Source organism: Mycobacterium simiae, assembly GCF_010727605.1.
Taxonomy (GTDB): Bacteria; Actinomycetota; Actinomycetes; order Mycobacteriales; family Mycobacteriaceae; genus Mycobacterium; species Mycobacterium simiae.
This window is the reverse complement of the sequence record NZ_AP022568.1, coordinates 5,521,974-5,547,595: the sequence shown is the minus strand read 5'-3', so window position 1 is coordinate 5,547,595 and position 25,622 is coordinate 5,521,974. Positions and strand designations below refer to the sequence as shown.

The following is a 25,622-nucleotide window of genomic DNA, read 5'->3' as shown; positions in this document are numbered from 1 at the left end:
CCGGCGACGAGGCACGACGCGGCGATGAGAAGGAGTGGCGGCCATGAGCACTGAAATCCCGGCAACCGTCCCCGTGGACGGCGTGACGGCCTGGTCGGATGACGTCGACGTGCTGGTGATCGGCTTCGGCATCGGCGGGGATGTGCGGCGGTGAGCGCGGCGGCCGCGGGCGCGCGGGTGTTGGTGCTCGAACGCGCCGCCGCCGCCGGTGGCACCACCGCCATGGCCGGCGGCCACTTCTACCTGGGCGGGGGCACGGCGGTCCAGCGGGCCACCGGGCACGACGATACGCCCGAGGAGATGTACAACTACCTCGTCGCGGTATCTCGTGACCCCGACCACGAGAAGATTCGCGCATACAGCGACGGCAGCGTCGAGCATTTCAACTGGTTGGAGGATTTGGGCTTCCAGTTCGAGCGCAGCTACTACCCGGGCAAGGTGGTCGTGCCCCCGGGCACCGAGGGGCTGAGCTACACCGGCAACGAAAAGGTGTGGCCGTTCTGCGAGCAGGCCAAACCGGCACCGCGCGGGCACTCGGTGCCGGTGCCCGGCGAGCTGGGCGGCGCCTCGCTGGTCATCGACCTGTTGGTCAAGCGCGCCGCCGATCTGGGCGTGCAAGTGCGCTACGAAACCGGGGCGACGAACCTGGTTCTCGACGGCGACGGCGCGGTGGTCGGCGTCATCTGGAAGCATTTCGCCGAAACCGGTGCGATCAAAGCAAAGTCGGTCATCATTGCCGCGGGCGGCTTCGCGATGAACGCCGAGATGGTGGCCGAGCACACGCCCGCGCTGGCTCAGGAGCGGAAAACCAAGCACCACGGCACCGTGGCGCCGTATATCCTGGGCAATCCCAACGATGACGGGCTGGGCATCCGGATGGGCATCTCGGCGGGCGGCGCGGTCAAGTACATGGATGAGCTGTTCATCACCGCAGCCGCCTACCCGCCCGCGGTGCTGCTGACGGGTGTGATCGTCAACAAGGAGGGTAAGCGGTTCGTCACCGAGGACTCCTATCACTCGCGCACCTCGGCGTTCGTGTTGGAGCAACCGGATCAGACCGCGTACCTGATCGTCGACGAGGCGCACACCGAGATGCCCGAGATGCCGTTGATCCGATTCCTCGATGGCTACGAGACCGTCGCCGAGATGGAGGAGGCGCTGGACATTCCCAGCGGCAACCTCGCGGCGACGCTGCACCGCTACAACGAATTCGCCGCCAAGGGCGAGGACCCGGATTTCCACAAGCAGCCGGAATTCCTTGCACCACAAGACAATGGGCCGTGGGCTGTGTTCGACCTGTCGCTCGGGCGGGCGATGTACTCGGGGTTCACCATCGGTGGGCTGGCCACGTCGGTGGATGGCGAGGTGCTGCGGGCGGACGGCACGGTGGTGCCGGGCCTCTACGCGGCGGCGGCGTGCGCGTCCAACATCGCCCAGGACGGCAAGGGGTATGCCAGTGGCACGCAGCTGGGCGAGGGGTCGTTCTTCGGGCGCCGCGCCGGAGCGCACGCGGCAGCGGGAGCGCAGGCGCGCTAAGTCAGAGCCGGAGCGCACGCGGCAGCGGGAGCGCAGGCGCGCTAAGTCAGAGCCGGAGCGCACGCGGCAGCGGGAGCGCAGGCGCGCTAAGTCAGAGCCGGAGCGCACGCGGCAGCGGGAGCGCAGGCGCGCTAAGTCAGAGCCGGAGCGCACGCGGCAGCGGGAGCGCAGGCGCGCTAAACCGCTAGACGTTCGCGGGCTGCGAGCCGACCGGTCCCAGGCGCCATTGACCCCCGCCGAGCAACTGCAGCTCTTGTTCGTGGTGCTGCTCGACGGTGTGGCGGTGGCTCACGCTGACCACTACGCACTCCGGTAACTCGCTGCGCAGCAACTGATACAACGCGAACTCCAGCCCCTCGTCGAGGGCGGAGGTGGCCTCGTCGAGGAAGACCGCCCGCGGCTTGGTCAACAGAATGCGGGCGAACGCCACGCGCTGCTGCTCGCCGGGGGAGAGCACCTTGGCCCAGTCGCGCTCTTCGTCGAGCCGCTCGATGAGCGGGGCCAGCGCCACCTTGGTCAGCGTTTCCCGCAGCATGTCTTCGCGGATGTCGTCCGGCGAGTTCGGGTAGCACACAACGGTTCGCAGGCTGCCCAGCGGCACGTAGGGCAACTGCGACAGGAACATCGTCGCGTTCTCGCCGTCCGGCCGGCACAGCGTTCCCGAGGCATACGGCCACAACTCGGCCAGACTGCGCAGCAGCGTGGTCTTGCCCGCACCGGATCGGCCGGTGATCACCAGCGAATCACCGGTGTCCAACTGCACGTCGAGGGAGTCGATCAGCTGGTCGCCCTCCGGCGTCCGCACCTCGACATGGGCGAGTTCCACGGCGGTGTCCTCGCTCGGCTTGACCAGCAGTGCCGGCAGCGCACGACCCTGGGCGTTGGCGTCGACCAGGCCGTGCAGACGCAGAATGGCCGCCCGGAACGAGGCAAACGCGTCGTAGTTGTTCCGGAAGAACGACAGCGAGTCGTGGATGTTGCCGAAGGCGGTCGCCGTCTGGCCTACGTCACCGAAGTTGATTTTGCCGGCGAACAACCGCGGCGCCTGGATGATCCACGGCAGCGGGACGATCGCCTGCGACACCGACCAGTTCCAGCCGTTGAAGATGATGGTCCGACGAACGAACTTGCGGTAGTTGTCGATGATCGGGGTGAAGCGCCGCCACAGCTGCCCGCGCTCGACCAGCTCGCCGCGGTAGAAGCCGACGGCCTCCGCGGCGTCGCGCAGCCGTACCAGCGCGTAACGGAACGCGGCGTTGAGCTTTTCGTTGTTGAAGCTGAGCCAAATCAGCGGGCGCCCAAGCCAAATCGCGACGACCGTCGCGATCAGCACGTACACCAGCACGGTCCAGAACATGGCCCGCGGCAACGTGACGCCGAACAGGGTCAGATCTCCGGACAGGTTCCACAGGATGGCCGCGAAGGAGATCACCGAAGCGACCGCGTTGACCGCCCCGAACAGCAACGTGCTGCCCGTCCCGTTGGATGGAATGTTCGGGGTCGCACCGGCGTTGGCGGTGAAGATGTCGATGTCCTGCTGGATACGCTGGTCGGGGTTGTCAATCGTATTGTCGATGAACAGATCCCGGTAATAGGCCTTGCCGTCCAGCCAGTCGTCGGTGAGGTGCGCGGTCAACCACATGCGCCAGGCGATGATGAATCGCTGGGTGATGTAGATGTCGAGCATGAAGCGGATGACGTAAAGCGTGGCGAGAAGGCAGAAAATTGCGATCGACATCCAAAAACCCTGAATGCCAGACTGTTTGACGGTGTCATCACCCGCGGCCGTGCCCTGGACGGCGATCTGGACCGACGTGTACAGGTCGTTGCCCTGGTAGCTGAGCAACACGGTGAGGCGCACCGCGAGCAGCACCGAAAGCAGCAGCACGCCGAGCATCAACCACACCTTCACGCTGGCCGCGCCGACGAAGTAGCCGCGGGTGATGCGCCAGAACTGCCGGCCCCACGGTGTGAAAAACCTGAATGCCACCAGCACGATCAGCAGGCAGACAGCGCCCACCGCCCAAGCGATGGCGACCCACTGCAGGGAATCGACTAGTGCCGACGACCAGTCGATGGATGGCTTGAACAGCGTCGGACCCAACTTCGACGTCTCCTGGCTATCGAGGCCTCCCGAGGAGCCTCTGGGCGAATGCTTCCCCGCGAAGGTACCCGAGACCGGCCGATAGGCTGCGGTTATGAGCATCGACGCTCCGTCCAGCGAAATCGTCCACGCCGGTCGTCTCGTGGCCCGCAGGCTCAAATCCAGCGGCATCGACACCCTGTTCACCTTGTCGGGCGGCCACCTGTTCTCCATCTACGACGGCTGCCGGGAAGAGGGCATCCGGCTCATCGACACCCGCCATGAGCAGACGGCGGCCTTCGCCGCCGAGGGCTGGTCGAAAGTGACGCGAATCCCGGGCGTGGCGGCGCTCACCGCGGGCCCCGGTGTCACCAACGGCCTGAGTGCCATGGCGGCCGCGCAACAAAACCAGTCACCGCTGGTCGTGCTCGGCGGGCGCGCACCCGCGCAGCGTTGGGGCATGGGATCGCTGCAGGAAATCGATCACATCCCATTCGTGGCGCCGCTGAGCCGCTTCGCCGCCACCGCCCAGTCCGCCGCGGATGCGGGCCGGCTTATCGATGAGGCGCTGCAGGCCGCCGTCGGGGCGCCGTCAGGCGTCGGTTTCGTCGACTTCCCGATGGATCACGTGTTCTCCGTGTCGGAGGACGACGGCCGGGCCGGCGCGCTGCACACGCTGCCACCGGCCCCGGTTGCCGACGGTGCGGCACTGGACCGCGCCGCCGCGCTGCTGGCCCGGGCACAGCGGCCGGTGATCATGGCCGGCACCAACGTCTGGTGGGGGCACGGTGAGACGGCACTGCGGCGACTGGCCGACCAGCGGCAGATCCCGGTGTTGATGAATGGGATGGCGCGCGGGGTGGTGCCTGCCGATCACCCGTTGGCGTTCTCCCGGGCACGGTCCAAGGCACTCTCCGAGGCGGACGTGGCCGTCGTTGTCGGCGTGCCGATGGACTTTCGGCTCGGTTTCGGCAACGTGTTCGGGCCGGACACGGCGCTCATCGTGGTCGACCGGGCCCAACCCGAACGGGAGCACCCCCGGCCCATCGCGGCAAGCGCATACGGCGATCTGGGCACCATCCTCGCGGAGCTATCCGGCCCGAGTGGCGCCGACCATCGGGACTGGATCGAGGCGTTGCGGACGGCCGAGACCGCAGCCCGCCGGCAGGAGGCCGGCGAGCTCGGCGACGATCGAATCCCGCTGCATCCAATGCGGATCTACGCCGAGTTGGCGCCGATGCTCGCCCGCGACGCCATCGTCGTCATCGACGCCGGCGACTTCGGTTCCTATGCAGGCCGGGTGCTTGACAGCTACCAGCCGGGCTGCTGGCTGGACAGTGGCCCGTTCGGCTGCCTCGGCTCGGGCCCCGGCTACGCGCTGGCCGCCAAACTCGCCTATCCACAGCGGCAGGTCGTGCTGCTGCAGGGCGACGGCGCCTTCGGGTTCAGCGGCATGGAATGGGACACGCTGGTGCGACACCAGGTCCCGGTCGTGTCGGTGATCGGCAACAACGGCATCTGGGGCCTCGAGAAACATCCGATGGAGGCGATCTACGGGTATTCGGTGGCGGCCGAGCTGCGTCCGGGCACCCGCTATGACGAGGTGGTGCGCGCGCTGGGCGGGCACGGCGAATTGGTATCCGCGCCCGCCGAGCTGCGCCCCGCACTGGAGCGGGCGTTTGCCAGCGGCCTCCCGTCGGTGGTCAACGTGCTGACCGACCCGACCGTCGCCTATCCCCGCCGATCGAACCTCGCCTGACCAGCCGGATGGGTCGCCTCAGCAAAGCGACCCTGCTCACCGCGTACCGTTGACCTGTGCCACAGACCACCCGCACCCAACCCGGCCGCCTGACCAGCAGATTCTGGCGACTGCTCGGCGCAAGCACGGAAAAGAACCGCTCTCGCTCGCTGTCCCAGGTCAGCGCCTCGTCGGATTACGACGAGAAAGCCGCCGGCCTCAAGGACGAGCAGCTGGGCAAAGCGGCGGGCCTGCTCAACCTCGACGATCTCGCCGACTCCGAAGACATCGCGCAGTTCTTGGCGCTCGCCCGGGAAGCCGCCGAACGCACAACAGGCCTGCGGCCCTTCGACGTTCAGCTGCTGGGGGCGTTGCGCATGCTCGACGGCGACGTGATCGAAATGGCCACCGGCGAGGGTAAGACACTTGCCGGCGCGATCGCGGCCGCCGGCTACGCCATCGCCGGTCGGCACGTCCATGTCGTCACCATCAACGACTATCTCGCCCGCCGCGACGCCGAATGGATGGGTCCGCTGCTGGAGGCCATGGGGCTGACCGTCGGCTGGATCACCGGGGAGTCGACGAGCGAGGAGCGGCGGGCGGCCTACGGCTGCGACGTCACCTACGCGTCGGTCAACGAGATCGGTTTCGACGTCTTGCGCGATCAGCTGGTGACCGATGTGAAGGACTTGGTATCGCCCAATCCCGACGTGGCCCTGATCGACGAGGCCGACTCGGTACTGGTCGACGAGGCGTTGGTGCCGTTAGTGCTGGCCGGCACCACCCATCGTGAGACGCCGCGCCTTGAGATCGTCAAACTGGTCGGCGAGCTGGAGGCCGGTGCGGACTACGACACCGATGCCGACAGCCGCAACGTGCACCTCACCGAGACCGGTGCACGCAAGGTCGAGAAGGCGCTCGGCGGCATCGACCTGTACTCCGAGGAGCACGTCGTCACCACCCTCACGGAGATCAACGTCGCACTGCACGCCCACGTGCTGTTGCAGCGCGACGTGCACTACATCGTGCGCGACAACGCGGTCCATCTGATCAACGCCTCGCGGGGCCGCATCGCCCAGCTGCAGCGCTGGCCGGACGGGTTACAGGCCGCCGTCGAGGCGAAGGAAGGCATCGAGACCACCGAGACGGGCGAGGTGCTCGACACCATCACGGTGCAGGCGCTGATCAACCGCTACGCCACCGTCTGCGGGATGACCGGCACCGCGCTGGCCGCCGGTGAGCAGCTGCGCCAGTTCTATAAGCTCGGTGTTTCGCCAATTCCGCCGAATACTCCCAACATTCGTGAGGACGAACCGGACCGGGTCTATATCACCGCCGCCGCCAAGAACGACGCGATCGTCGAGCACATCGCGACGGTGCATGAGACCGGGCAACCGGTCCTGGTCGGAACCCGCGATGTGGCGGAGTCCGAGGAGCTGCACGAACGCCTGGTGCGCCGCGGCGTTCCCGCGGTCGTGCTGAACGCCAAGAACGACGCCGAAGAGGCCGAGGTGATCGCGGAGGCGGGCAAGTACGGCGTGGTCACCGTGTCAACCCAAATGGCTGGGCGGGGAACCGATATCCGCCTCGGCGGGTCCGACGAGGCCGACCATGATCGCGTCGCCGAGCTGGGCGGGTTGCACGTCGTCGGCACCGGCCGCCATCACACTGAACGGCTGGACAACCAGCTGCGCGGGCGTGCCGGCCGCCAGGGCGACCCGGGGTCGTCGGTGTTCTTCTCGAGTTGGGAGGACGACGTCGTCGTCGCCAACCTCGACCGCAACAAGCTGCCCGAGCAGACCGACGACGACGGAAAGATCCTCAGCCCCAAGGCAGCCGGGCTGCTCGACCATGCGCAACGCGTCGCCGAAGGGCGGATGCTGGACGTGCACGCGAACACCTGGCGCTATAACCAGCTGACCGCCCAACAACGCGCCATCATCGTGGACCGGCGAAACACGTTGTTGCGCGCGGCGACTGCGCGGGAAGAGCTGGCTGAGCTGGCGCCGAAGCGGTATCAGGAATTGGCCGAGACCGAGGGAATCTCGCAGGAGCGGCTAGAAACGATCTGCCGCCAGATCATGCTCTATCACCTGGACCGCGGCTGGGCCGACCATCTGGCCTATCTCGCCGACATCCGGGAGAGCATCCACTTGCGGGCGCTGGGCAGGCAAAATCCGCTCGACGAATTCCACCGGCTGGCCGTCGACGCCTTCGCGTCGCTGGCCGCCGACGCGATCGAGGCGGCTCAGCAGACGTTTGAAACCGCGAACGTCCTCGATGAGGAGCCCGGGCTGGATCTGTCCAAGCTGGCGAGGCCGACCTCGACGTGGACGTACATGGTCAACGACAATCCGCTGTCCGACGACACGCTGTCCACGCTGAGCCTCCCCGGAGTGTTCCGCTAACCCGCTAGCCCGTCTCGCCGCTTCGCGGTTGGGGTAGCCCCTCCTCAGTCCGCATCGCGGACTGCATCGTCAGCGGGCTAATGTCACGGCTCATGGAGCAGGAGCCGCCAGACCGGGTGCTGACCGTGCCCAACGCGTTGAGCGCCGTCCGTCTGCTGCTCATCCCCGTGTTCATCTATCTGCTGGTATTCGCGCACGCCAATGGGTGGGCCGTGGCGATCCTGATGTTCAGCGGCGCCTCCGATTGGGCCGACGGCAAAATTGCGCGCACGCTGAACCAGTCGTCGCGGCTCGGTGTCCTGCTGGACCCTGCGGTCGACCGCCTCTACATGGTGACGGTGCCCGTCGTGCTGGCGCTGAGCGGCATCGTGCCGTGGTGGTTCGTGGTCACGTTGCTGGTGCGCGACGGGCTGCTGGCCGCCACGTTGCCCCTACTGCGCAGCCGTGGGTTGACGGCGCTGCCCGTCACCTATGTCGGCAAAGCGGCCACGTTCGCCTTGATGTCCGGCTTTCCGCTCGTTTTGCTGGGTACGTGGAACGCATTGTGGAGCCGCGTCATCGGCGCCTGCGGGTGGGGTTTTCTGATCTGGGGTCTGTACGCCTACCTGTGGTCGTTCGTCCTGTACGCGGTCCAGATGGTGATGGTGCTGCGCCAACTGCCGAAGGTCACCCGGGCGGTTGATCATGGCTGAACCGGATCGCCTGCTGGGCGGCTACGATCCGAACGCGGGCCGCAGCGCGCACGCGGCGGCGAGCCCGACGCTCATCCCGGTTCCGTCCCTGCTGCGGGCCCTGCTCTCGGAGCACCTCGATCCCGGTTACGCCGCCGCCGCCGAACGGCGGGCCGATGCCGCCGCACCACCGGTCGGGCGGGCCCGCGTGTTCAGCTGGCTATGGCAGGCTCTGGCGGCCATGCTGGTTGCCACCGTGTTCGCCGCCGCAGTCGCACAAGCACGTTCGGTGGAACCCGGCGTGCGCACCGCACAGCAGCTGCTGGCGCGTAGCGTGCGAGCGACCGAAGACGCCGCGACCAAGCTCGCTCAGCGACGCAGCATGCTGTCGCGCCGGGTCGACGACGTGCAGCGACTCGCGCTGGCCGACGACGCTGAAGGCCAGCGGCTGCTCAGCCAACTGGACGGGCTGAGCCTGGCAGCGGCCAGCACCGCGATCCTCGGCCCCGGCCTGACCGTCAAGGTGACCGATCCCGGCGCCAGCCCGAACCTGTCCGACGTGTCCAAGCAACGGGTGAACGGCAGTCGGCAAATCATCTTGGATCGCGACCTGCAGCTCGTCGTCAACTCGTTGTGGGCCAGCGGTGCCGAGGCCATTTCGGTCGGCGGTGTGCGCATCGGGCCCAACGTGACCATCCGCCAGGCCGGCGGCGCGATCCTGGTCGACAACAACCCCACCAGCAGCCCCTACACGATTCTCGCCGTGGGGCCGCCGCACGCGATGCGCGACGTGTTCGACAACAGTCCCGGGTTGCAGCGGCTTAGGCTGCTAGAGGTTTCCTACGGTGTTGGCATCACGGTGACCGTCTCCGACGGTCTCTCATTGCCAGCCGGATCGATTCGAGAAGTCAAGTTCGCCAAGGAGATTGGGCCTTCGTGACAACACAGCTGCCCCGGCCGGGAGCCCGCGCATGATCGGTATCGCGGCGCTGGCGGTCGGCATCGTGCTGGGGTTGGTTTTCCACCCCGCCGTGCCCGAGATCGTTCAGCCGTACCTACCCATCGCCGTGGTCGCGGCGCTGGACGCGGTTTTCGGCGGCCTGCGCGCCTATCTGGAGCGAATCTTCGATCCCAAGGTCTTCGTCGTGTCGTTCGTGTTCAACGTCTTCGTGGCGGCGCTGATCGTCTACGTCGGCGACCAGTTGGGCGTCGGCACGCAGCTGTCGACGGCCATCATCGTCGTGTTGGGCATCCGGATCTTCGGCAATGCCGCCGCCCTGCGGCGCCGCCTCTTCGGAGCGTAGGAGCATAGCGAGATGGGGTCAGCTTGAGCCAGGATCAGCCGTCCGGGGCGGCCGAAGAAAGTCGTGACGCCCCAGCGCGGCACGACGATTCGCGGGCCGACACGGAGGCCGGGGCGCCGCACGGCCGCCACGAATTGCCCGACCACAGCCCGCGTCCCGAGATCGGACCGGTGCGCCGCACCGGCTTGTCCGGCCTGCTGCGCGGTGGCCGGTCGCGGCTGATGTTCGGCAGCCTGGCGGTCCTGCTGTGCCTCGTCCTGGGCATCGCCATCGTTACCCAGGTCCGGCAGACGCGGTCCGGCGACTCCCTGGACACGGCGCGCCCGGCGGACCTGCTGGTGTTGCTGGACTCGCTGCGCCAGCGCGAGGCCACACTGAATAGCGAAGTCACCGAACTGCAGAACACGTTGAATGCCCTACAGGCGTCCGGTAATAACGACCAGGCCGCGATCAAGAACGCGCAGGCTCGGCTGGCCGCGCTGTCCATTCTGGTCGGCGCAGTGGGCGCTACTGGCCCCGGCGTCACCATCACCATCGAAGACCCCGGCCCCGGTGTGTCACCCGAGGTGATGCTGGACGTGATCAATGAGTTGCGGGCCGCCGGCGCCGAAGCGATCGAGATCAACGGCGGACGCGAGTCCGTGCGGGTCGGTGTCGACACCTGGGTGGTCGGCTCGGCCGGCTCGCTGACCCTCGACACCAAGACCCTGTCGCCGCCGTATTCGATTCTGGCGATTGGTGATCCACCCACGCTGGCCGCGGCCATGAACATTCCGGGCGGCGCCGAGGACAGCATCAAGCGCGTCGGTGGCCGGATGTCGGTGCAGCAGAGTGACCACGTGGATGTGCGCACCTTGCGACAACCAAAACCCCACCAATACGCTCAGCCCGTCAAGTGAGCCACACCGACCAGAACAGGATTCCCGTGAGCGATATCCCGGCCGACCTGCACTACACCGCCGAACATGAGTGGGTTCGCCAAAGCGGTGGCGATACCGTGCGGGTCGGGATCACCGACTTTGCACAATCGGCACTGGGCGACGTCGTCTTCGTCCAGTTGCCCGAGGTGGGCGCCCAGGTGACCGCGGGCGAATCGTTCGGCGAGGTCGAGTCGACGAAATCCGTGTCCGACTTGTACGCACCGGTGACCGGCACGGTGATCGCGGTCAACGATGATCTGGAGGGCAGCCCACAGCTGGTCAACTCCGATCCCTACGGCGACGGCTGGCTGGTCGACGTCCAGGTCTCCGATGGCGGGGAGTTGGCAGCGACGATTTCGGCTCTGCTGGATGCCGAGGCCTACCGCGGCACGCTGACCGAGTGACGGTTGCTAATGTCCCTGCCAGCCCCGCCGGTGGCCGCAGCATCTGTCACGACACGGCGTGCAGTGGGGCAACGGGGGCCGGCCGACCAATCGGTTTTCGATCCTGCCGGTGGTTGGCGCATTCGCGACCCCCGCGCGGTACGGTCAACACAACAGCGTCAAAAGGCAGTAATCGGCAAAACAGGGTCGACAACCTAGTGGGGAAGCCGGCCGAACGGCCCGGTCAGACAACGCCACAGCGGCCAGTGAGGAGCAGCGGGTGACGGACATGGACTCAGGAAGTTCGCAAGACCAGACTTCTGACGAAGTCACCGTGGAAACGACTTCGGTCTTTCGCGCCGACTTCCTCAACGAATTGGACGCGCCGGCCCAGTCGGGCGCCGAGAGCACGGTCTCCGGGGTCGAGGGACTGCCGGCCGGCTCGGCGTTGCTGGTGGTCAAACGAGGCCCTAACGCGGGGTCGCGCTTCCTCCTCGACCAGCCCATCACCTCGGCGGGCCGGCATCCGGACAGCGACATCTTCCTCGACGACGTCACGGTCAGCCGCCGCCACGCCGAATTCAGGTTGGAAAACAACGAATTCCACGTGGTGGATGTGGGTAGCCTCAACGGCACCTACGTCAATCGCGAGCCGGTCGACTCCGCGGTGCTGGCTAACGGTGACGAGGTACAGATCGGCAAGTTCCGGCTGGTGTTTTTGACCGGCCCCAAGGGTGATGACAATGGGGGATCTGGAGGCTAGTGAGCGCACCCGATAGCTCGGCCCTGGCCGGGATGTCGATTGGGGCGGTCTTGGATCTGCTGAGGCCGGATTTCCCCGATGTCACGATTTCCAAGATTCGTTTCTTGGAAGCCGAAGGACTGGTGACGCCCCAGCGTGCCGCGTCGGGATACCGCAGATTCACCGCGTACGACTGCGCGCGGTTACGTTTCATCCTCACCGCACAGCGCGACCACTACCTGCCGCTGAAAGTGATCCGGGCACAGCTGGACGCCCAGCCCGACGGCGAGTTGCCGCCCTTCGGATCGCCTTATGGCGTACCACGATTGGTGTCGGTCACCGATGGCGACACCGCACCCACGCCCGATGCCGCCGCGGTTGCGCCCACCCGCGTGCGGTTGAGTCGCGAAGAGGTGTTGGAACGTTCCGGGGTTGACGAAGACCTGCTCACCGCCCTGCTCAAAGCCGGGGTGATCAGCCGCGGCCCGGGCGGGTTTTTCGACGAGCACACCGTGGTGATCTTGCAATGCGCCCGGGCGTTGTCCGACTACGGTGTCGAACCGCGGCATTTGCGTGCCTTCCGGTCGGCCGCCGACCGGCAGTCCGATTTGATCGCCCAGATCGCCGGGCCGTTGATGAAGGCCGACAAGGCCGGCGCCCGCGATCGCGCCGACGAGCTGGCGCGTGAGGTGGCCGCGCTGGCAATTACCTTGCACACGTCGCTGATCAAGTCGGCCGTTCGCGACGTTCTGCGACGCTGAGGACTAGACTTCGTTGAACAGCTTGGTGTTCGGCGGCACGCAGAGGGACGGTGGACCATCGGGTCGTCGCGCTGAGTGAGAGTCGGACACGGCGGCATATGCGGAGGGCAGACACAAATGGGTGAAGTACGTGTTGTCGGCATTCGCGTCGAGCAGCCGCAGAACCAGCCGGTGCTGTTGCTGCGCGAGGCCAACGGTGACCGTTACCTGCCGATTTGGATCGGGCAGTCCGAGGCTGCCGCCATCGCGCTCGAACAGCAAGGCGTCGAACCGCCCCGCCCGCTGACCCATGACCTGATCCGCGATCTGATTGCGGCGCTTGGACATTCGCTCAAAGAAGTGCGGATCGTCGACCTGCAGGAAGGCACCTTCTACGCTGACCTGGTGTTTGACCGCAACATCACCGTGTCCGCGCGTCCGTCGGATTCGGTGGCGATCGCGTTGCGCGTCGGCGTCCCTATCTACGTCGAGGAAGCCGTGCTGGCCCAGGCGGGTCTGCTGATTCCGGACGAAAGCGACGAAGACTCCAACAGCGCGGTGCGTGAGGACGAAGTGGAGAAGTTCAAGGAGTTTCTCGACAGCGTGTCTCCTGACGATTTCAAGGCCACCTGAGCCCAACCGCGAACCACGGAGCGCGTCGTGACGAAGTTGCGGGTCAGCGGACGGCGGCCAGGCGTTAGGCTGGACGCGTTAAGGCTGGACCTGGACGTCCCCGACATCCCCGACATCCCCGACATCCCGGACAACCTGGACATTGACATCACGGATGCGTCTCATCTGACACTGTGATGTCGACACGCCTGACGGATAGCGCGCCCCTCGCCGTCGCGGCGGCCATACTTTGAGAGCGAGTTAAGGCACGGCAGCGATCGAACGGCGTAAGCTCTCTAGCACTCGGGCCTTAGCCAACGTGGCTGTGCAGGCAGCCAATGGACGCAGCTAGTGACAAGAGCGCGATCGGCGAGAGGAACCACTGTGAGCGACCGGCCACGCCAAGAACAGCTGGATCTTGCCGGCCACGCGGATGCCGCGAACCCAGGTGAGCCGAGCATCACCGTGGCCAGCGGACCCGTGCAGCCGGGGCTGTTTCCTGACGACTCGGTGCCCGACGAGCTGGTCGGCTACCGGGGTCCCAGTGCGTGCCAGATCGCCGGGATCACCTACCGTCAGCTGGACTATTGGGCGCGCACCTCGCTGGTAGTGCCCTCGATTCGGAGCGCGGCGGGGTCCGGCAGCCAACGCCTGTACTCCTTCAAGGACATCTTGGTGCTCAAGATTGTCAAGCGGCTGCTGGACACCGGCATCTCGCTGCACAACATCAGGGTCGCGGTCGACCACCTGCGCCAGCGTGGGGTCGAGGACCTAGCCAACATCACCCTGTTCTCCGACGGCACCACCGTTTACGAGTGCACGTCGGCCGAAGAAGTGGTCGACCTGCTGCAGGGTGGGCAGGGCGTGTTCGGCATCGCGGTGTCCGGCGCGATGCGCGAGCTGACCGGCGTGATCGCCGATTTCCCAGGTGAGCGCGCGGACGGCGGCGAGTCGATTGCGGCACCGGAGGACGAGTTGGCCTCCCGGCGCAAACATCGCGACCGCAAAATCGGATAAGCCCGTTTTTCGGGTTACTGGAGGGTAAACTCGACTCCGCATCGAGCCCGCGCGGGAGAGTTTCGTGGCCGCCAGTCACGGACGCCGAAGGAGCAATACCTCTCCGTCAACCTCTCAGGCACCAGGACCGCGTATCGGTGGCGATGCCTCTGGAAAGCGGTGCGACCGTCATGGTCCACCCGCCGATGGGGAAAGGCGCATGGGGGGACTACGCGCCGAATCTCTCAGGCGCCCGGTGACTGGGTGGAGGACAGAGGGGGAGGGCCATTAGTCCCTCTGCCTATGTCAGGAGTACCGATGCCCACCCAAGCACCTTTTTCGGCCCGACACATCGGACCGGACGCTGCGGCCGTCTCAGCGATGCTGGACGTGATCGGCGTCGGCTCGCTCGACGAGCTGGCCGGCAAAGCGGTTCCGCACCGCATTCTGGACAAACTTTTCGATAACGGGACCGCACCGGGCTTGGCTTCGTTGCCACCGGCGGCCACCGAGGCCGAGGCGCTCGCCGAACTGCGCGCGCTGGCCGACAACAACACCGTGGCGGTGTCGATGATCGGCCAGGGCTACTACGACACCCTCACGCCGCCGGTGTTGTTGCGCAACATCCTGGAGAACCCGGCCTGGTACACCGCATACACGCCTTATCAGCCGGAGATCAGCCAGGGCCGGCTGGAAGCGCTGCTGAACTTCCAGACCATGATCACCGATCTGACCGGACTCGAGATCGCCAATGCCTCGATGCTCGACGAGGGCACCGCGGCCGCCGAGGCGATGACGCTGCTGCACCGGTCGGCGTCGCGTCGCGGCGGTGCGGGTGCCAACCGGTTGGCCGTCGACGTCGACCTCTTCGCACAGACCGCCGCCGTGCTGGCGACGCGCGCCCGACCGTTGGGCATCGAGATCGTCACCGCCGATCTGCGCGACGGCCTCCCCGACGGTGACTTCTTCGGTGTCATCGCCCAGTTGCCCGGTGCCAGCGGCAGGATCACCGACTGGTCGGGACTGGTGGCCGAGGCACATGAGCGTGGCGCGCTGGTTGCGATCGGCGCTGACCTGCTGGCCTGTACCTTGATCACCCCGCCCGGCGAGATCGGCGCCGACGCCGCCTTCGGTAGCTCCCAAAGATTCGGTGTACCAATGGGGTTCGGTGGTCCACACGCCGGCTATCTGGCGGTGCACGCCAAACACGCGCGGCAGCTGCCGGGCAGGCTAGTCGGCGTCTCGGTCGACAGCGACGGCTCCCCGGCCTACCGCCTGGCGTTGCAGACCCGCGAACAGCACATCCGCCGCGACAAGGCCACCAGCAACATCTGTACCGCGCAGGTGCTGCTGGCGGTGATGGCCGCGATGTACGCCAGCTACCACGGCGCCGACGGGCTCAGCGCCATCGCGCGCCGGGTGCATCGGCATGCCCGATCCATCGCGGCCGCGCTGGGCGATGCGTTGGTGCACGACGACTACTTCGACACGGTGTTGGCGCATGTGCCGGGTTGCGCGGACGAGGTGGTGGCCAAGGCGAAGGCCAAGGGCATCAACCTTTGGCGCGTCGACAAGGACCACGTGTCGGTGGCGTGCGACGAGTGCACCACCGACGTGCACGTGGAGGAGGTTCTGGACGCCTTCGGGGTGTCGGCCGCAGAGCCCGCGGACACCGATATCGCCACGCGTACAACGGAGTTCCTCACCCATCCGGCATTTACCCAATACCGCACCGAGACGGCGATGATGCGCTATCTGCGGACCCTGGCGGACAAGGACATCGCCTTGGACCGCAGCATGATTCCGCTCGGGTCGTGCACGATGAAGCTCAACGCCGCGGCCGAGATGGAGCCGATCACCTGGCCGGAGTTCTCGCGGCTGCACCCGTTCGCGCCGGCCGACGACACTGCGGGGCTGCGACGTCTGATCAGTGACCTACAGACCTGGCTGGTGGCGATCACCGGCTACGACGCGGTGTCGCTGCAACCCAACGCCGGTTCGCAAGGCGAGTACGCGGGCTTGTTGGCGATCCACGAGTACCACGCCAGCCGGGGCGAGGCGCATCGCGATATCTGCCTCATCCCGTCCAGCGCACACGGCACCAACGCGGCGTCGGCCGCGTTGGCCGGCATGCGGGTGGTCGTGGTGGGTTGCCACGACAACGGCGACGTCGATCTGGACGATCTGCGAGCCAAGGCGGCCGAGCACGCCGACCGGCTCGCCGCCCTGATGATCACCTACCCGTCCACGCACGGGGTGTACGAGCACGACATCGCCGAGATCTGCGCGGCCGTGCACGACGCCGGCGGCCAGGTGTATGTCGACGGCGCCAACCTCAACGCGCTGGTGGGTTTGGCGCGGCCGGGCAAGTTCGGTGGCGACGTGAGCCATTTGAACCTGCACAAGACGTTCTGCATCCCGCACGGTGGTGGCGGGCCGGGTGTGGGTCCCGTCGCCGCGCGGGCGCACCTGGCGCCGTTCCTGCCAGGTCACCCGTACGCCCCCGAACTGCCCGGCGGGTATCCGGTCTCGTCGGCGCCCTACGGCTCGGCCTCGATCCTGCCGATCAGCTGGGCCTACATCAGGATGATGGGCGGTGACGGACTGCGGGCGGCCTCACTCACCGCGATCGCGTCGGCCAACTACATCGCCCGCCGGCTCGACGAGTACTTCCCGGTGCTCTACACCGGCGCCAATGGCATGGTCGCCCACGAGTGCATCCTGGATCTGCGTGGCATCACCAAATCGACCGGAGTGACGGTCGACGATGTCGCAAAGCGATTGGCGGACTACGGCTTTCACGCTCCGACCATGAGCTTCCCGGTGGCCGGTACGTTGATGGTAGAGCCCACCGAGAGCGAGGATCGCAACGAGATCGACGCGTTCTGCGACGCCATGATCGCCATCCGCGCCGAGATTGACAAAGTGGCGGCCGGACTCTGGCCTGTCGATGACAATCCGCTGCGCGGGGCGCCGCATACCGCCGGATGCCTGCTCGTTGCCGACTGGAATCATCCGTACACGCGGGAAGAGGCCGCCTATCCGCTCGGGACGGCGTTCCGGCCCAAAGTGTGGCCGCCGGTGCGTCGTATCGACGGAGCCTACGGCGACCGCAACCTGATGTGCTCGTGCCCGCCAGTGGAAGCGTTCGCCTAGGCGCGCTCGCTCTAGGCGCAGACCGCCGGCTGGGAGCGCAGGAAATCCAGGGTCAACTCCGTAAACGCTTGCGCTGCTTCCAGGTGCGGCAGATGACCGGACCCGTGAAACAGTTGCACCCGAGCGTGCGGAAAGTGTCGCCGCGCCGCGTGGACCTGCTGCACGGGCAGAATGCGGTCGCGATCGCCCCACACGATCAGCGTGGGGCGAACATGGCCGGATACCTGGTCCAGCAAGTCCTTTCGCCAGTGCGGTCGGAACCCCCGAATGCTGGCACTCCAGCGGGCGGTCTCGTGCAGCACCGCCCCCGTTTCGGGTCGCCGGGCAAACATCATCGCACGGTCGATGCGCTCAGCGGTCGCCAACGATCGGTCGACGTAAAGCTGACGTTCGAGCAGTTGCGCGGTGGCCCGGCTGGTGTGCCACGTCGCCAGGGCACCGATGACCGGGGTGGCTGCCAGCCGCAGCATGGGATGAACCTCGGCGCCGAAGCCGGCACTGCTCACCAGATTCAAGGTGGCCACCCGGTCCGGTTCCAGCGCCAACAGCTGAAGTGCCACCGCGCCGCCGATCGAATGACCCATCACATGCAGGCGCCTGGTCTCCGCGATCGCGTCGAGCGTCTGCAATGTCGCTTCGGCGAGCCCCGTCAGGGTGATGGCGGCCGGGAGGCGTTCGGATAGTCCCGAGCCGGGTAGGTCGGGAGCGATTACGCGGTAGCCGGCCCGGCGTAAGGCGACGTATTGCGGCTCCCAATCCTCGAGGCTGCGACCGATGCCGTGCAGCAACAAGATCGGGGGCTGCTCGGGCTGACCATCGATGAGCACTCGGGTACGTCGCCCGTGGACATCGATGGACCTGATGGTTCGCATGCGTACGCCCTGAAACGGGTACTCGCGCATAGTAATTCGCTACTCCGGTGAAGGCTTAGCGCGCACGGCCCGGTTCGGTCGACGCAACTGCCGGAAATATGACAGGTCGACGATACGTCGCATCGAGCGCTGTGGCGGAGTCTGCGCAACACGGATCAGTAAGGACGTTCGGTGTTGTCAGCCCCTGGCGGCAGTCCGCTGGCCGGTGGCTGTTAGATCCGCTGTCTCAGCTCAGGAAGGTGCTGATCGCCGTCGCCAGGTCGGGCGAGGCCGATGTCGCCACATTCTGGTAGCTGCCGCCGCTGAGCTGGGCAACCGCCTCCCAGGTTGCCCGGTCCGGATCGGTCCCCAAGTCGATGACGTTGACCGCGATCGGTTTGGCCGGGTCGGCACTGGTGCGGATGAAGTTCTGCAGCCCCGGCCCGTCCAGGCTCTGGTCCGTGTGCGGACCGGCCGTGATCACCAGGATCGAATTATTCTGCCCGGCACGGTAATTGGTCTGCATATCCTGGTAAATCAGGCGCAGCGTGGTGAACGACACCGCACCGCCGGCCGATGAATACTGCTTGTCCAGGGCCGCGGCCAGGGCGGCCGACCGCGGCTGACCGTTGACGGGGTCGGTCAGTGCACCGGTCGTCACCTCGGAGCGGCCTTCGTGACCGTCGAACGTCCACAAGCCCACGACCGCGGTCGGTGGCAGCGCCTTGATCCGGTCCTGCAATGCCGCGATCACATTGGCCAGCCGCGATTTTCCGCCCTCGTCACCGGGCATCGACTGATCCAGCATGATCGTCGCCGCCACGCCGCTGGACGGCGCGGACATCGCGTCGGCCAGCGTGACGCGCATGGCGTCGTCACCTACCGACAGCGTGGCGGGCAGCGGCGCGAAACTCGTTACCGGGCTAGTCGGTGGCTTGACGCCGTTGACCCGGAAACCGGCCTTGGCCAGCTTCGCCAGCTGCTCGGGCTTGCGGATGAAGTGGGTGAACTCGCTCGCCGCCGATGTCTGCTCCGAGGTCAGCCAGGAGCCGCTGAGCAGGACGGTCGGATAGTCGGCGACCGGCGCGGGCCCCTGCGGCAGCCAGGACGTCAAGGTCTTGTTGGCATCAGACAGCGACTGGCCTCGCTGGAACAGCTGCTGCTCGGTGGTGATGACGGCGTGCACCGGCGCAGTCGCCACATCACCGGGCTTCAACAGCGCGTTCATCGCCTCGGTCAGTGAGTTGTCGGAAAGCTTCGGTTGAGCGCTGGTCAGCGCACGGAGCGCGGCGGTGCCCTGGGTGGGCGGCGTGCCGGGCGGCACCGACGCGGCCGCGACCGCTTCGCCCGCGAGGTAGGCGGCGTCGCCGTTGCCGCTCGTCGGTATGGCCAGCCGCAATCCGCCCCAGCCGGGCAGCTTCAATCCCGCCAATGAGTTCGGGTTGGTTTGCAGGCCGGGCAGCGCGCCCCAGGTCTGATCGGTCAGCGCCGGTTGAAGCTCGGGCCGGATGGCCAACACCACCGGGGATGTCACCAGCGAACGACTGTCGCTGACCGTCTTTTGCCCCGCGGCCGCGGTCAACCGCGCGGCCGACACCGAACTGCCCGGGATCCACAACGCCGGCTGGCCTCCGAGTTCGGCCGGCCACTTGCCGATGAAGCCGTTGATGACGGCGTCGGAGCCGGCGGGTTTGACGTTGACCACCATGCATTTGTCGCCGACGGGACCGGCGGTGGAGTTGAAGGTTTCGGCGAATTGCTGCACCAGGTCGGTCATCGACGGGTCGACAATGACGGCCACGTCCTCCTTGCCGCCCACGCAACGCGCCGCGGCCGTGTGCGAGCGGTTCGACAGCGCGTCGCCGAAGAATCGCCACAGGATGATGGTGCCGACCACGACGATGACCGCGACCAGTGCGACGATGACGCCGACGCTGACGCCCCGGCGGCCGCTGGCGCTGCGGTGGCCACCCCGCCACTCGCCCAGTACGCGACGGCCGGTCGCGGCGATGCCCGGACGCGGGTCGGACGGGCCGGTCTGCGCGCGGTCCGGAAACTCGGGATAGTCGTCATCCGCGAACCGCGCGTCGGGCTCGTCGGAGGCGCCATAGCGGTCGGCGCTGTGATCGTCGTCGACCGGGAAGTCCTCGCCGAAGTCCGCATCGCCGAATTCACCGAAGTCGTCATCACCGAAGTCCGCGTCGGCGAGCTCCGGATCGGGGTCGCCGGCAGCCGGGCCGCGCGGGTTGTCCCGTTCCTCGCGGTAGCGGGAGACGATGTCGCGGGCGGTGAATCGGGCGGTGTCGGGCTCGTCGGACGGCTCGTCGGGCGACTTGCCGCGGTCGGGCATGCTGTGCCTACCCATACCGGCGCCCGCTACCCTTCCGTCGACCCGTCATCGTTGTTGGCTGGAATCGTCGCGCCCGAATCAGGCACCTGCGCGCGCCTTGAGCTCGCGGCGGCGGCGATGCAGGATCGGCTCGGTGTAGCCGCTGGGCTGCTGCCCGCCGGTCAGGATCAGTTCCTCGGCGGCCAGGAACGCGATGCTGTCGTCAAAGTTGGGCGCCATCGGTCGGTAGCCGCGGTCACCCTCGTTCTGGGCATCAACCAGCGGGGCCATCCGCTCCAAGCTGGCGCGGACATCCTCGCTGGTGATGATGCCGTGCCGCAGCCAGTTCGCCAGCAACTGGCTGGAGATCCGCAGCGTCGCGCGGTCTTCCATCAGCGCGACGTCGTGGATGTCGGGCACCTTCGAGCAACCGACGCCGGCGTCGATCCAGCGCACGACGTAGCCCAGGATCGACTGACAGTTGTTGTCGACCTCCTCGCGGATCTCCTCGGGAGCCCAGGCGAGTTCTTTGGCCAGGGGAATAGTCAGCAGCTCGTCAATCGTCGTCCGCTTCTTGCCCGCGAGCTCCTGCTGCACGGCGAACACGTCCACCTGGTGGTAATGCATGGCGTGCAGCGTGGCGGCCGTGGGGGAGGGCACCCACGCGGTGGTGGCGCCGGCCTTGGGCTGGCCGATCTTCTGCTCAACCATGTCGGCCATCAACTCGGTCATGGCCCACATGCCCTTGCCGATCTGAGCCTTGCCGCTAAAGCCCGCGGCGAGTCCGATGTCGACGTTGGCGTCTTCGTAGGCCTTGATCCAGGTGGTGTTCTTCATGGCGCCCTTGCGGATCATCGGCCCGGCCTCCATAGACGTGTGGATCTCGTCGCCGGTGCGGTCCAGGAAGCCGGTGTTGATGAAAACGACCCGGTCGGCGGCGGCCTTGATGCACGCCTTGAGGTTGACCGAGGTGCGGCGCTCTTCGTCCATGATGCCGACCTTCAGGGTGCCCTGCGGCAAGCCCAGCACGTCCTCGACGCGGCTGAACAGCTCGCAGGTGAACGCCACTTCCTCGGGCCCGTGCATCTTCGGCTTCACGATGTAGATGGAGCCGGTGCGGCTGTTGATCAGGGGGCCGTTGGCGTCGCTCGACCTCAGCCCGTGGATCGCGCACAGCCCGGTGAACAGCGCATCCATGATGCCCTCGAACACCTCGTGTTCGCCGTCGCCTTCACCGACGACGATCGCGTCGTTGGTCATCAGGTGGCCGACGTTGCGCACGAACAGCAGGCTGCGACCGGGTAGCGTCAGCTCGCCGCCGTCCGGGGTGACGTAGGTGCGGTCCTGGTTGAGCACCCGGGTGAAGGTCGCGCCGTCCTTGCTGACCTGTTGGGCCAAGTCACCCTTGTTCAGGCCCAGCCAGTTGCGGTAGCCCAGCACCTTGTCCTCGGCGTCCACGGCAGCGACCGAGTCCTCGAAGTCCATGATCGTGGTGACCGCGGATTCCAGCACCACGTCCTTGATGCCGGCCGGGTCGGTCTGGCCGATCGGCGACTCCGGGTCGATCAGAATCTCGACGTGCAGCCCGTGGTTGGCCAGCAACACCGACCAGTTGGGCGAGCCCAGCTCGCCGCTGTACCCGACGAATTTCTCCGGACTGGCCAGCTCGGTGGAGTCCGCGCCGAGCGCGACCTGCAGCCGTCCGTCGGCGATGCTCAGCCCGGTCACATCCGCCCATGAGCCCGACGCCAGCGGCGCCGCCTGGTCGAGGAATTTGCGCGCGTACGCGATGACCTTGTCGCCGCGCACCTTGTTGTAGCTGGTGCCCTTTTCGGCGCCGTCGTCTTCCGGGATGACATCGGTGCCGTACAGGGCGTCGTAGAGGGAACCCCAGCGGGCATTGGCCGCATTGAGCGCGAACCGCGCATTGAGCACCGGCACCACCAGCTGCGGGCCCGCGGTGGTGGTGATCTCGTCGTCGACTCCGGATGTGGTGATCATGAAGTCTTCGGGTTCCGGCAGCAGGTACCCGATGTCGATCAGGAACTGGCGGTAGGCCTCCGGGTCGAGTGGCTCGATCACGCGCTGCCGGTGCCATTTATCGATCTGCGCCTGCAGCTCGTCACGGGTGTGCAGCAAGGTCTGGTTCTGCGGGGTGAGATCGGTGACCACCTTGTCCACGCCTGCCCAGAAGCTGTCCGGGTCGATGCCGGTGCCGGGCAGCGCCTCGTTGTTGACGAAGTCGTAGAGCACCCGGGCAACACGCAAATTCCCGGCTGACACGCGGTCAGTCATCTTTCTCCTCCATAGTTGCCTCATTGGTTCCCACTCGACTCCCGACCGGCCCCAATCAGCCTCAATCAGCTACGTCGTCAGCCTACCGACCAACGGCTCGAACGATGGCATCCGTTCACCCCGCAACAGCAGGTCACGACGCGCTTGGCGGGCGTCGCCGCGGTCTTCCCGATGGGTCGTGGGGAGCGCCGTCTGGCAACACAGCTGTTCCGCCGCCGCACGCTGGCGCCTCGCCCTGTCCTGGACCGGCGCCGTTCAATCATACGGGCTGTTAACGGCCCACTTGGGTAGCGCCCGGCGGCCGCTCTCACTGCGCGTCGCGCATGCTGCCGACCAGATCTTCCACTAGGTCCTCCATCGCCACCATCGCCACGATCCGCAGGCCGTCCGTCACTAGTGCCAGGTGGCTGTTGGTGCGGCGCATCCGGGAAAGGGCGTCGGCCAGCGGTAATGACGCGGCGACCCGTGGCAGGGGACGCACCAGTGTGAGATCGATGACGGTTTGGGGATCGTCGCCCAGCGGCAGCATGTCCTTGATGTGCAGGTAGCCGATGAAGCGTCCGTCGGCGGCGGCGACGGGGAAGCGGGAATAGCCCGTCTCGGCCAACGCGCTCTCGACGGCACCGATCGTCGGCCCGGAGCCGGGCGCGGCCACCGGCACCGCCCGAATGTCAGCGAGCGCCACGGCGACGTCGCCGACGACGCGGCTGCCGATCTGCAAGGCGCGGGTCAGCCGGGTGTGTTCCTCCTGATCCAGCAGACCCTCGGACACCGATTCGGCGATCATCGCGCTGAGCTCAGTCGGTGAGACGGTGATGTCGAGTTCGTCTTTGGGTTCCACCCGCAGCAGGCGCAGCACCGCATTCGCGCATTTGTTGTAGAAGACGATCAATGGCCGCGCGACGCGCACGTAGGCCAGATACGGGGGAACCAACAGCATCGCGGTGCGTTCGGGCCCGGCCAGCGCGATGTTCTTCGGCACCATCTCGCCGAGCAGCACGTGCAAGGTCACCACCACCGCGAGGGCGAGCACGAACGACAGCGTCTCGATGACCGCCGGGGGCATCGTGGTCAACCCGAATGCCGAGTGCAGCAGGCTGGCCACCGCCGATTCGCCGATGCGGCCCAGCAGCAGCGAGGCGACCGTCACACCCAACTGCGACCCAGCCAGCATTGAGGCCAGCTGTTCACCGGCGTGGATCACCGTCACCGCCCGCTTCTTGCCCTGTTCGGCCAGCGCCTCGAGCCGGTCGCGGCGGGCCGAGATCAGCGAGAACTCGGCGCCGACGAAGAAGGCGTTCATCGCGATCAGCAGGATCGCCAGCAGCACGCCGAGGGTGTCGCTCATCGCCAACCCCGCTCCGCCGGTGTTTCGCTGTGGCTACCCAGTTCGGTCAGCTCGACCACGTCGATGCGCCGGCCGTCCATCCCCACCACCACGGCTCGCCAGCGAATGCCGTTGTCGGGCAAGCCGTCTCCGTCCAGCGCGGTCAGCTCCACCGTTTCTCCGACGGTCGGAATGTGGCCGAGCTCGCGCAGCACCAAGCCGCCGATCGTCTCGTAGGGTCCCTCAGGCGCCCGAAACCCGATGGCCGATGCCACCTCGTCGATGCGCAGCAGCCCCGAGACCCGCCAACCGCTACCCGCGGCCACCACATCCGGTGTGGCGTCGTCGTGTTCGTCGCGGACATCACCGACGATTTCCTCGATCAGGTCCTCGACGGTCACGATGCCGGCTGTCCCGCCGTATTCGTCGACGACCAACGCGGTCTGCAGCGGGTTGGCGCGGATCTCGGCCATCACCGCATCCCCGTCCAGCGTCGAGGGCACCACCGGAACCGGTTGCACCAGCGTAGTCAGCAGCGTCCGGCCACGCTCCTCCCGTGGTACCCGGAAGATCTGTTTGACATGCACGATCCCCAACGTCTCGTCGAGGTCGCCGTCGACGAGGGGAAACCGGGAGAAACCGGATTCGGCGGCGGCGGCAACCAGATCGGCGACCGTCTCGTCGGTTTGCAGCGCCACGATCTTGGACCGCGGCGTCATCAGCTCTTCGGCAGTGCGGCCACCGAACTGCAGCGAGCGTCGCACCAGCGCCGCGGTGGCCTGGTCGAGGGCGCCGCTGCGCGCCGAGCTGCGCACCAGCGAGAGCAATTCCTGGGGGGAGCGGGCCGACCGCAGCTCCTCGGCCGGCTCGATGCCCAACTTGCGCACCAGCCAGTTCGCCCCACCGTTGGTGAGCCGGATGACCGGCGTCAGCAGCAGGGAGAAGAACAGTTGAAAGCCCGCGACGGCACGGCCGGTCGACAGGGGCCGCGCCACGGCGAGGTACTTCGGGACCAGCTCGCCGAACACCATCGACACCGACGTCACGATCACGATCACGATGAACGAGGTGACGGCGTCGGCCATCGGATCCGGCACCCCCAGCGCGTCCAGCCACGGGTGCGGCAGGTCGGCGACCATGGGTTCGGTCAAATAACCCGTGACCAGCGTGGTGATCGAGATGCCCAGCTGGGCGCCTGAGAGTTGGAACGACAGCCGATGCTGGGCGCGCTGGATGAAGCGGTCGCGCCGGCCGCCCTTGCGGGCGTTGGCGTCGACGGTGCTGCGATCCAGCGCGGTCAGCGAGAACTCGGCCGCCACGAACACGGCGTTACCGAAGATGAGCACCGCAACAGCGAGCACGCTGACGATGACGGTGAGGTTCATGACGGGCTCGGCTATCGCGACGGCCCGGGAGGCCAGGGTCGAGCCGGGGTAGCTGTGGGTAGCCGCTTCGCCCGGAAACCGACGGGCTCGACGGGTGCCTGCGGCACGTCATCCCTTTCGCTTGAAGTCACGCTGCTGCGCGCGGA

At 67.0% G+C, this 25,622-nt stretch carries 19 protein-coding genes, 1 pseudogene and 1 riboswitch; of the genes and pseudogenes, 14 read left to right on the top strand and 6 right to left on the bottom strand.

All coding sequences use genetic code 11. The annotated features are described in order from the left end of the window. Positions 1–43: 43 nt before the first annotated feature. Positions 44–1,536 (top strand): annotated as a pseudogene (locus G6N33_RS25820) (FAD-binding protein). Positions 1,537–1,720: 184 nt separating this feature from the next. Here the strand turns inward: G6N33_RS25820 and G6N33_RS25815 are convergent. After that, entirely contained in the window at positions 1,721–3,640 is a 1,920-nt protein-coding gene (locus G6N33_RS25815) for an ABC transporter ATP-binding protein/permease (RefSeq protein WP_044505865.1), read from the bottom strand. 94 nt (positions 3,641–3,734) lie between these two features. On the opposite strand from G6N33_RS25815, the gene G6N33_RS25810 reads away from it, so the two are divergent. The 13 genes from G6N33_RS25810 (at position 3,735) to gcvP (ending at position 17,289) form a co-directional block, all read left to right on the top strand. Further along, entirely contained in the window at positions 3,735–5,378 is a 1,644-nt protein-coding gene (locus G6N33_RS25810; protein ID WP_044505866.1) for an acetolactate synthase, read from the top strand. A 56-nt stretch (positions 5,379–5,434) separates the two neighbouring features. After that, positions 5,435–7,765 carry an accessory Sec system translocase SecA2 gene (gene secA2 / locus G6N33_RS25805; protein ID WP_044505867.1) on the top strand — a complete coding sequence of 777 codons (2,331 nt, stop codon included), beginning with the start codon at positions 5,435–5,437 and terminating at the stop codon, positions 7,763–7,765. Between the two features lie 92 nt (positions 7,766–7,857). After that, on the top strand, positions 7,858–8,457 hold the full coding sequence (locus G6N33_RS25800; RefSeq protein ID WP_044505868.1) for a CDP-alcohol phosphatidyltransferase family protein: 600 nt from the start codon (positions 7,858–7,860) through the stop codon (positions 8,455–8,457). Continuing rightward, positions 8,450–9,376, top strand: a complete 927-nt coding sequence (locus tag G6N33_RS25795) for a DUF881 domain-containing protein (protein WP_044505869.1) — start codon at positions 8,450–8,452, stop codon at positions 9,374–9,376. Before G6N33_RS25800 ends, G6N33_RS25795 begins: the two co-directional genes overlap by 8 nt. A 31-nt stretch (positions 9,377–9,407) precedes the next feature. Next, positions 9,408–9,740: a small basic family protein gene (locus G6N33_RS25790; RefSeq protein WP_044505870.1), complete on the top strand. Its 333-nt coding sequence runs from the start codon at positions 9,408–9,410 to the stop codon at positions 9,738–9,740. A 23-nt stretch (positions 9,741–9,763) separates the two neighbouring features. Then, entirely contained in the window at positions 9,764–10,639 is an 876-nt protein-coding gene (locus G6N33_RS25785; RefSeq protein ID WP_101528668.1) for a DUF881 domain-containing protein, read from the top strand. A gap of 26 nt (positions 10,640–10,665) precedes the next feature. Continuing rightward, entirely contained in the window at positions 10,666–11,064 is a 399-nt protein-coding gene (gene gcvH / locus G6N33_RS25780; RefSeq protein ID WP_044511764.1) for a glycine cleavage system protein GcvH, read from the top strand. 268 nt (positions 11,065–11,332) lie between these two features. Then, positions 11,333–11,806 (top strand): glycogen accumulation regulator GarA, encoded by a 474-nt coding sequence (gene garA, locus G6N33_RS25775; protein WP_408632809.1) that lies wholly within the window; start codon positions 11,333–11,335, stop codon positions 11,804–11,806. Beyond that, positions 11,806–12,546, top strand: coding sequence for a transcriptional regulator FtsR (ftsR, locus tag G6N33_RS25770; protein ID WP_044505873.1), 741 nt, complete (start codon positions 11,806–11,808; stop codon positions 12,544–12,546). The genes garA and ftsR overlap by 1 nt, the downstream gene beginning before the upstream one ends. 117 nt (positions 12,547–12,663) lie before the next feature. After that, the gene (locus G6N33_RS25765; RefSeq protein WP_044505875.1) at positions 12,664–13,158 is read left to right on the top strand and encodes a bifunctional nuclease family protein; all 495 of its coding nucleotides are present in this window, start codon (positions 12,664–12,666) and stop codon (positions 13,156–13,158) included. Positions 13,159–13,185: 27 nt separating this feature from the next. Continuing rightward, positions 13,186–13,335 carry a hypothetical protein gene (locus tag G6N33_RS25760; RefSeq protein WP_155945854.1) on the top strand — a complete coding sequence of 50 codons (150 nt, stop codon included), beginning with the start codon at positions 13,186–13,188 and terminating at the stop codon, positions 13,333–13,335. 186 nt (positions 13,336–13,521) lie between these two features. Further along, positions 13,522–14,154, top strand: a complete 633-nt coding sequence (locus G6N33_RS25755) for a MerR family transcriptional regulator (protein ID WP_044505877.1) — start codon at positions 13,522–13,524, stop codon at positions 14,152–14,154. A gap of 42 nt (positions 14,155–14,196) precedes the next feature. Continuing rightward, positions 14,197–14,294, top strand: a riboswitch (glycine riboswitch). A gap of 157 nt (positions 14,295–14,451) precedes the next feature. Then, positions 14,452–17,289, top strand: a complete 2,838-nt coding sequence (gcvP, locus tag G6N33_RS25750; RefSeq protein WP_044505878.1) for an aminomethyl-transferring glycine dehydrogenase — start codon at positions 14,452–14,454, stop codon at positions 17,287–17,289. Between the two features lie 11 nt (positions 17,290–17,300). On the opposite strand, the gene G6N33_RS25745 is transcribed toward gcvP, so the two are convergent. The 5 genes from G6N33_RS25745 to G6N33_RS25725 all read right to left on the bottom strand — a co-directional run bounded on the left by G6N33_RS25745 (position 17,301) and on the right by G6N33_RS25725 (position 25,476). Then, a complete protein-coding gene (locus G6N33_RS25745; protein ID WP_044511765.1) occupies positions 17,301–18,161 on the bottom strand; it encodes an alpha/beta fold hydrolase in 861 nt (286 codons plus the stop codon). 226 nt (positions 18,162–18,387) lie between these two features. After that, positions 18,388–20,505: a substrate-binding domain-containing protein gene (locus G6N33_RS25740; RefSeq protein WP_101528667.1), complete on the bottom strand. Its 2,118-nt coding sequence runs from the start codon at positions 20,503–20,505 to the stop codon at positions 18,388–18,390. A 63-nt stretch (positions 20,506–20,568) separates the two neighbouring features. Then, complete coding sequence (locus tag G6N33_RS25735) at positions 20,569–22,764, bottom strand: malate synthase G (protein ID WP_044505880.1); 2,196 nt, start codon at positions 22,762–22,764, stop codon at positions 20,569–20,571. A 307-nt stretch (positions 22,765–23,071) separates the two neighbouring features. Continuing rightward, positions 23,072–24,112, bottom strand: coding sequence for a hemolysin family protein (locus G6N33_RS25730; protein WP_044505882.1), 1,041 nt, complete (start codon positions 24,110–24,112; stop codon positions 23,072–23,074). After that, entirely contained in the window at positions 24,109–25,476 is a 1,368-nt protein-coding gene (locus tag G6N33_RS25725; RefSeq protein ID WP_044505884.1) for a hemolysin family protein, read from the bottom strand. Before G6N33_RS25725 ends, G6N33_RS25730 begins: the two co-directional genes overlap by 4 nt. Between the last annotated feature and the right edge of the window lie 146 nt (positions 25,477–25,622).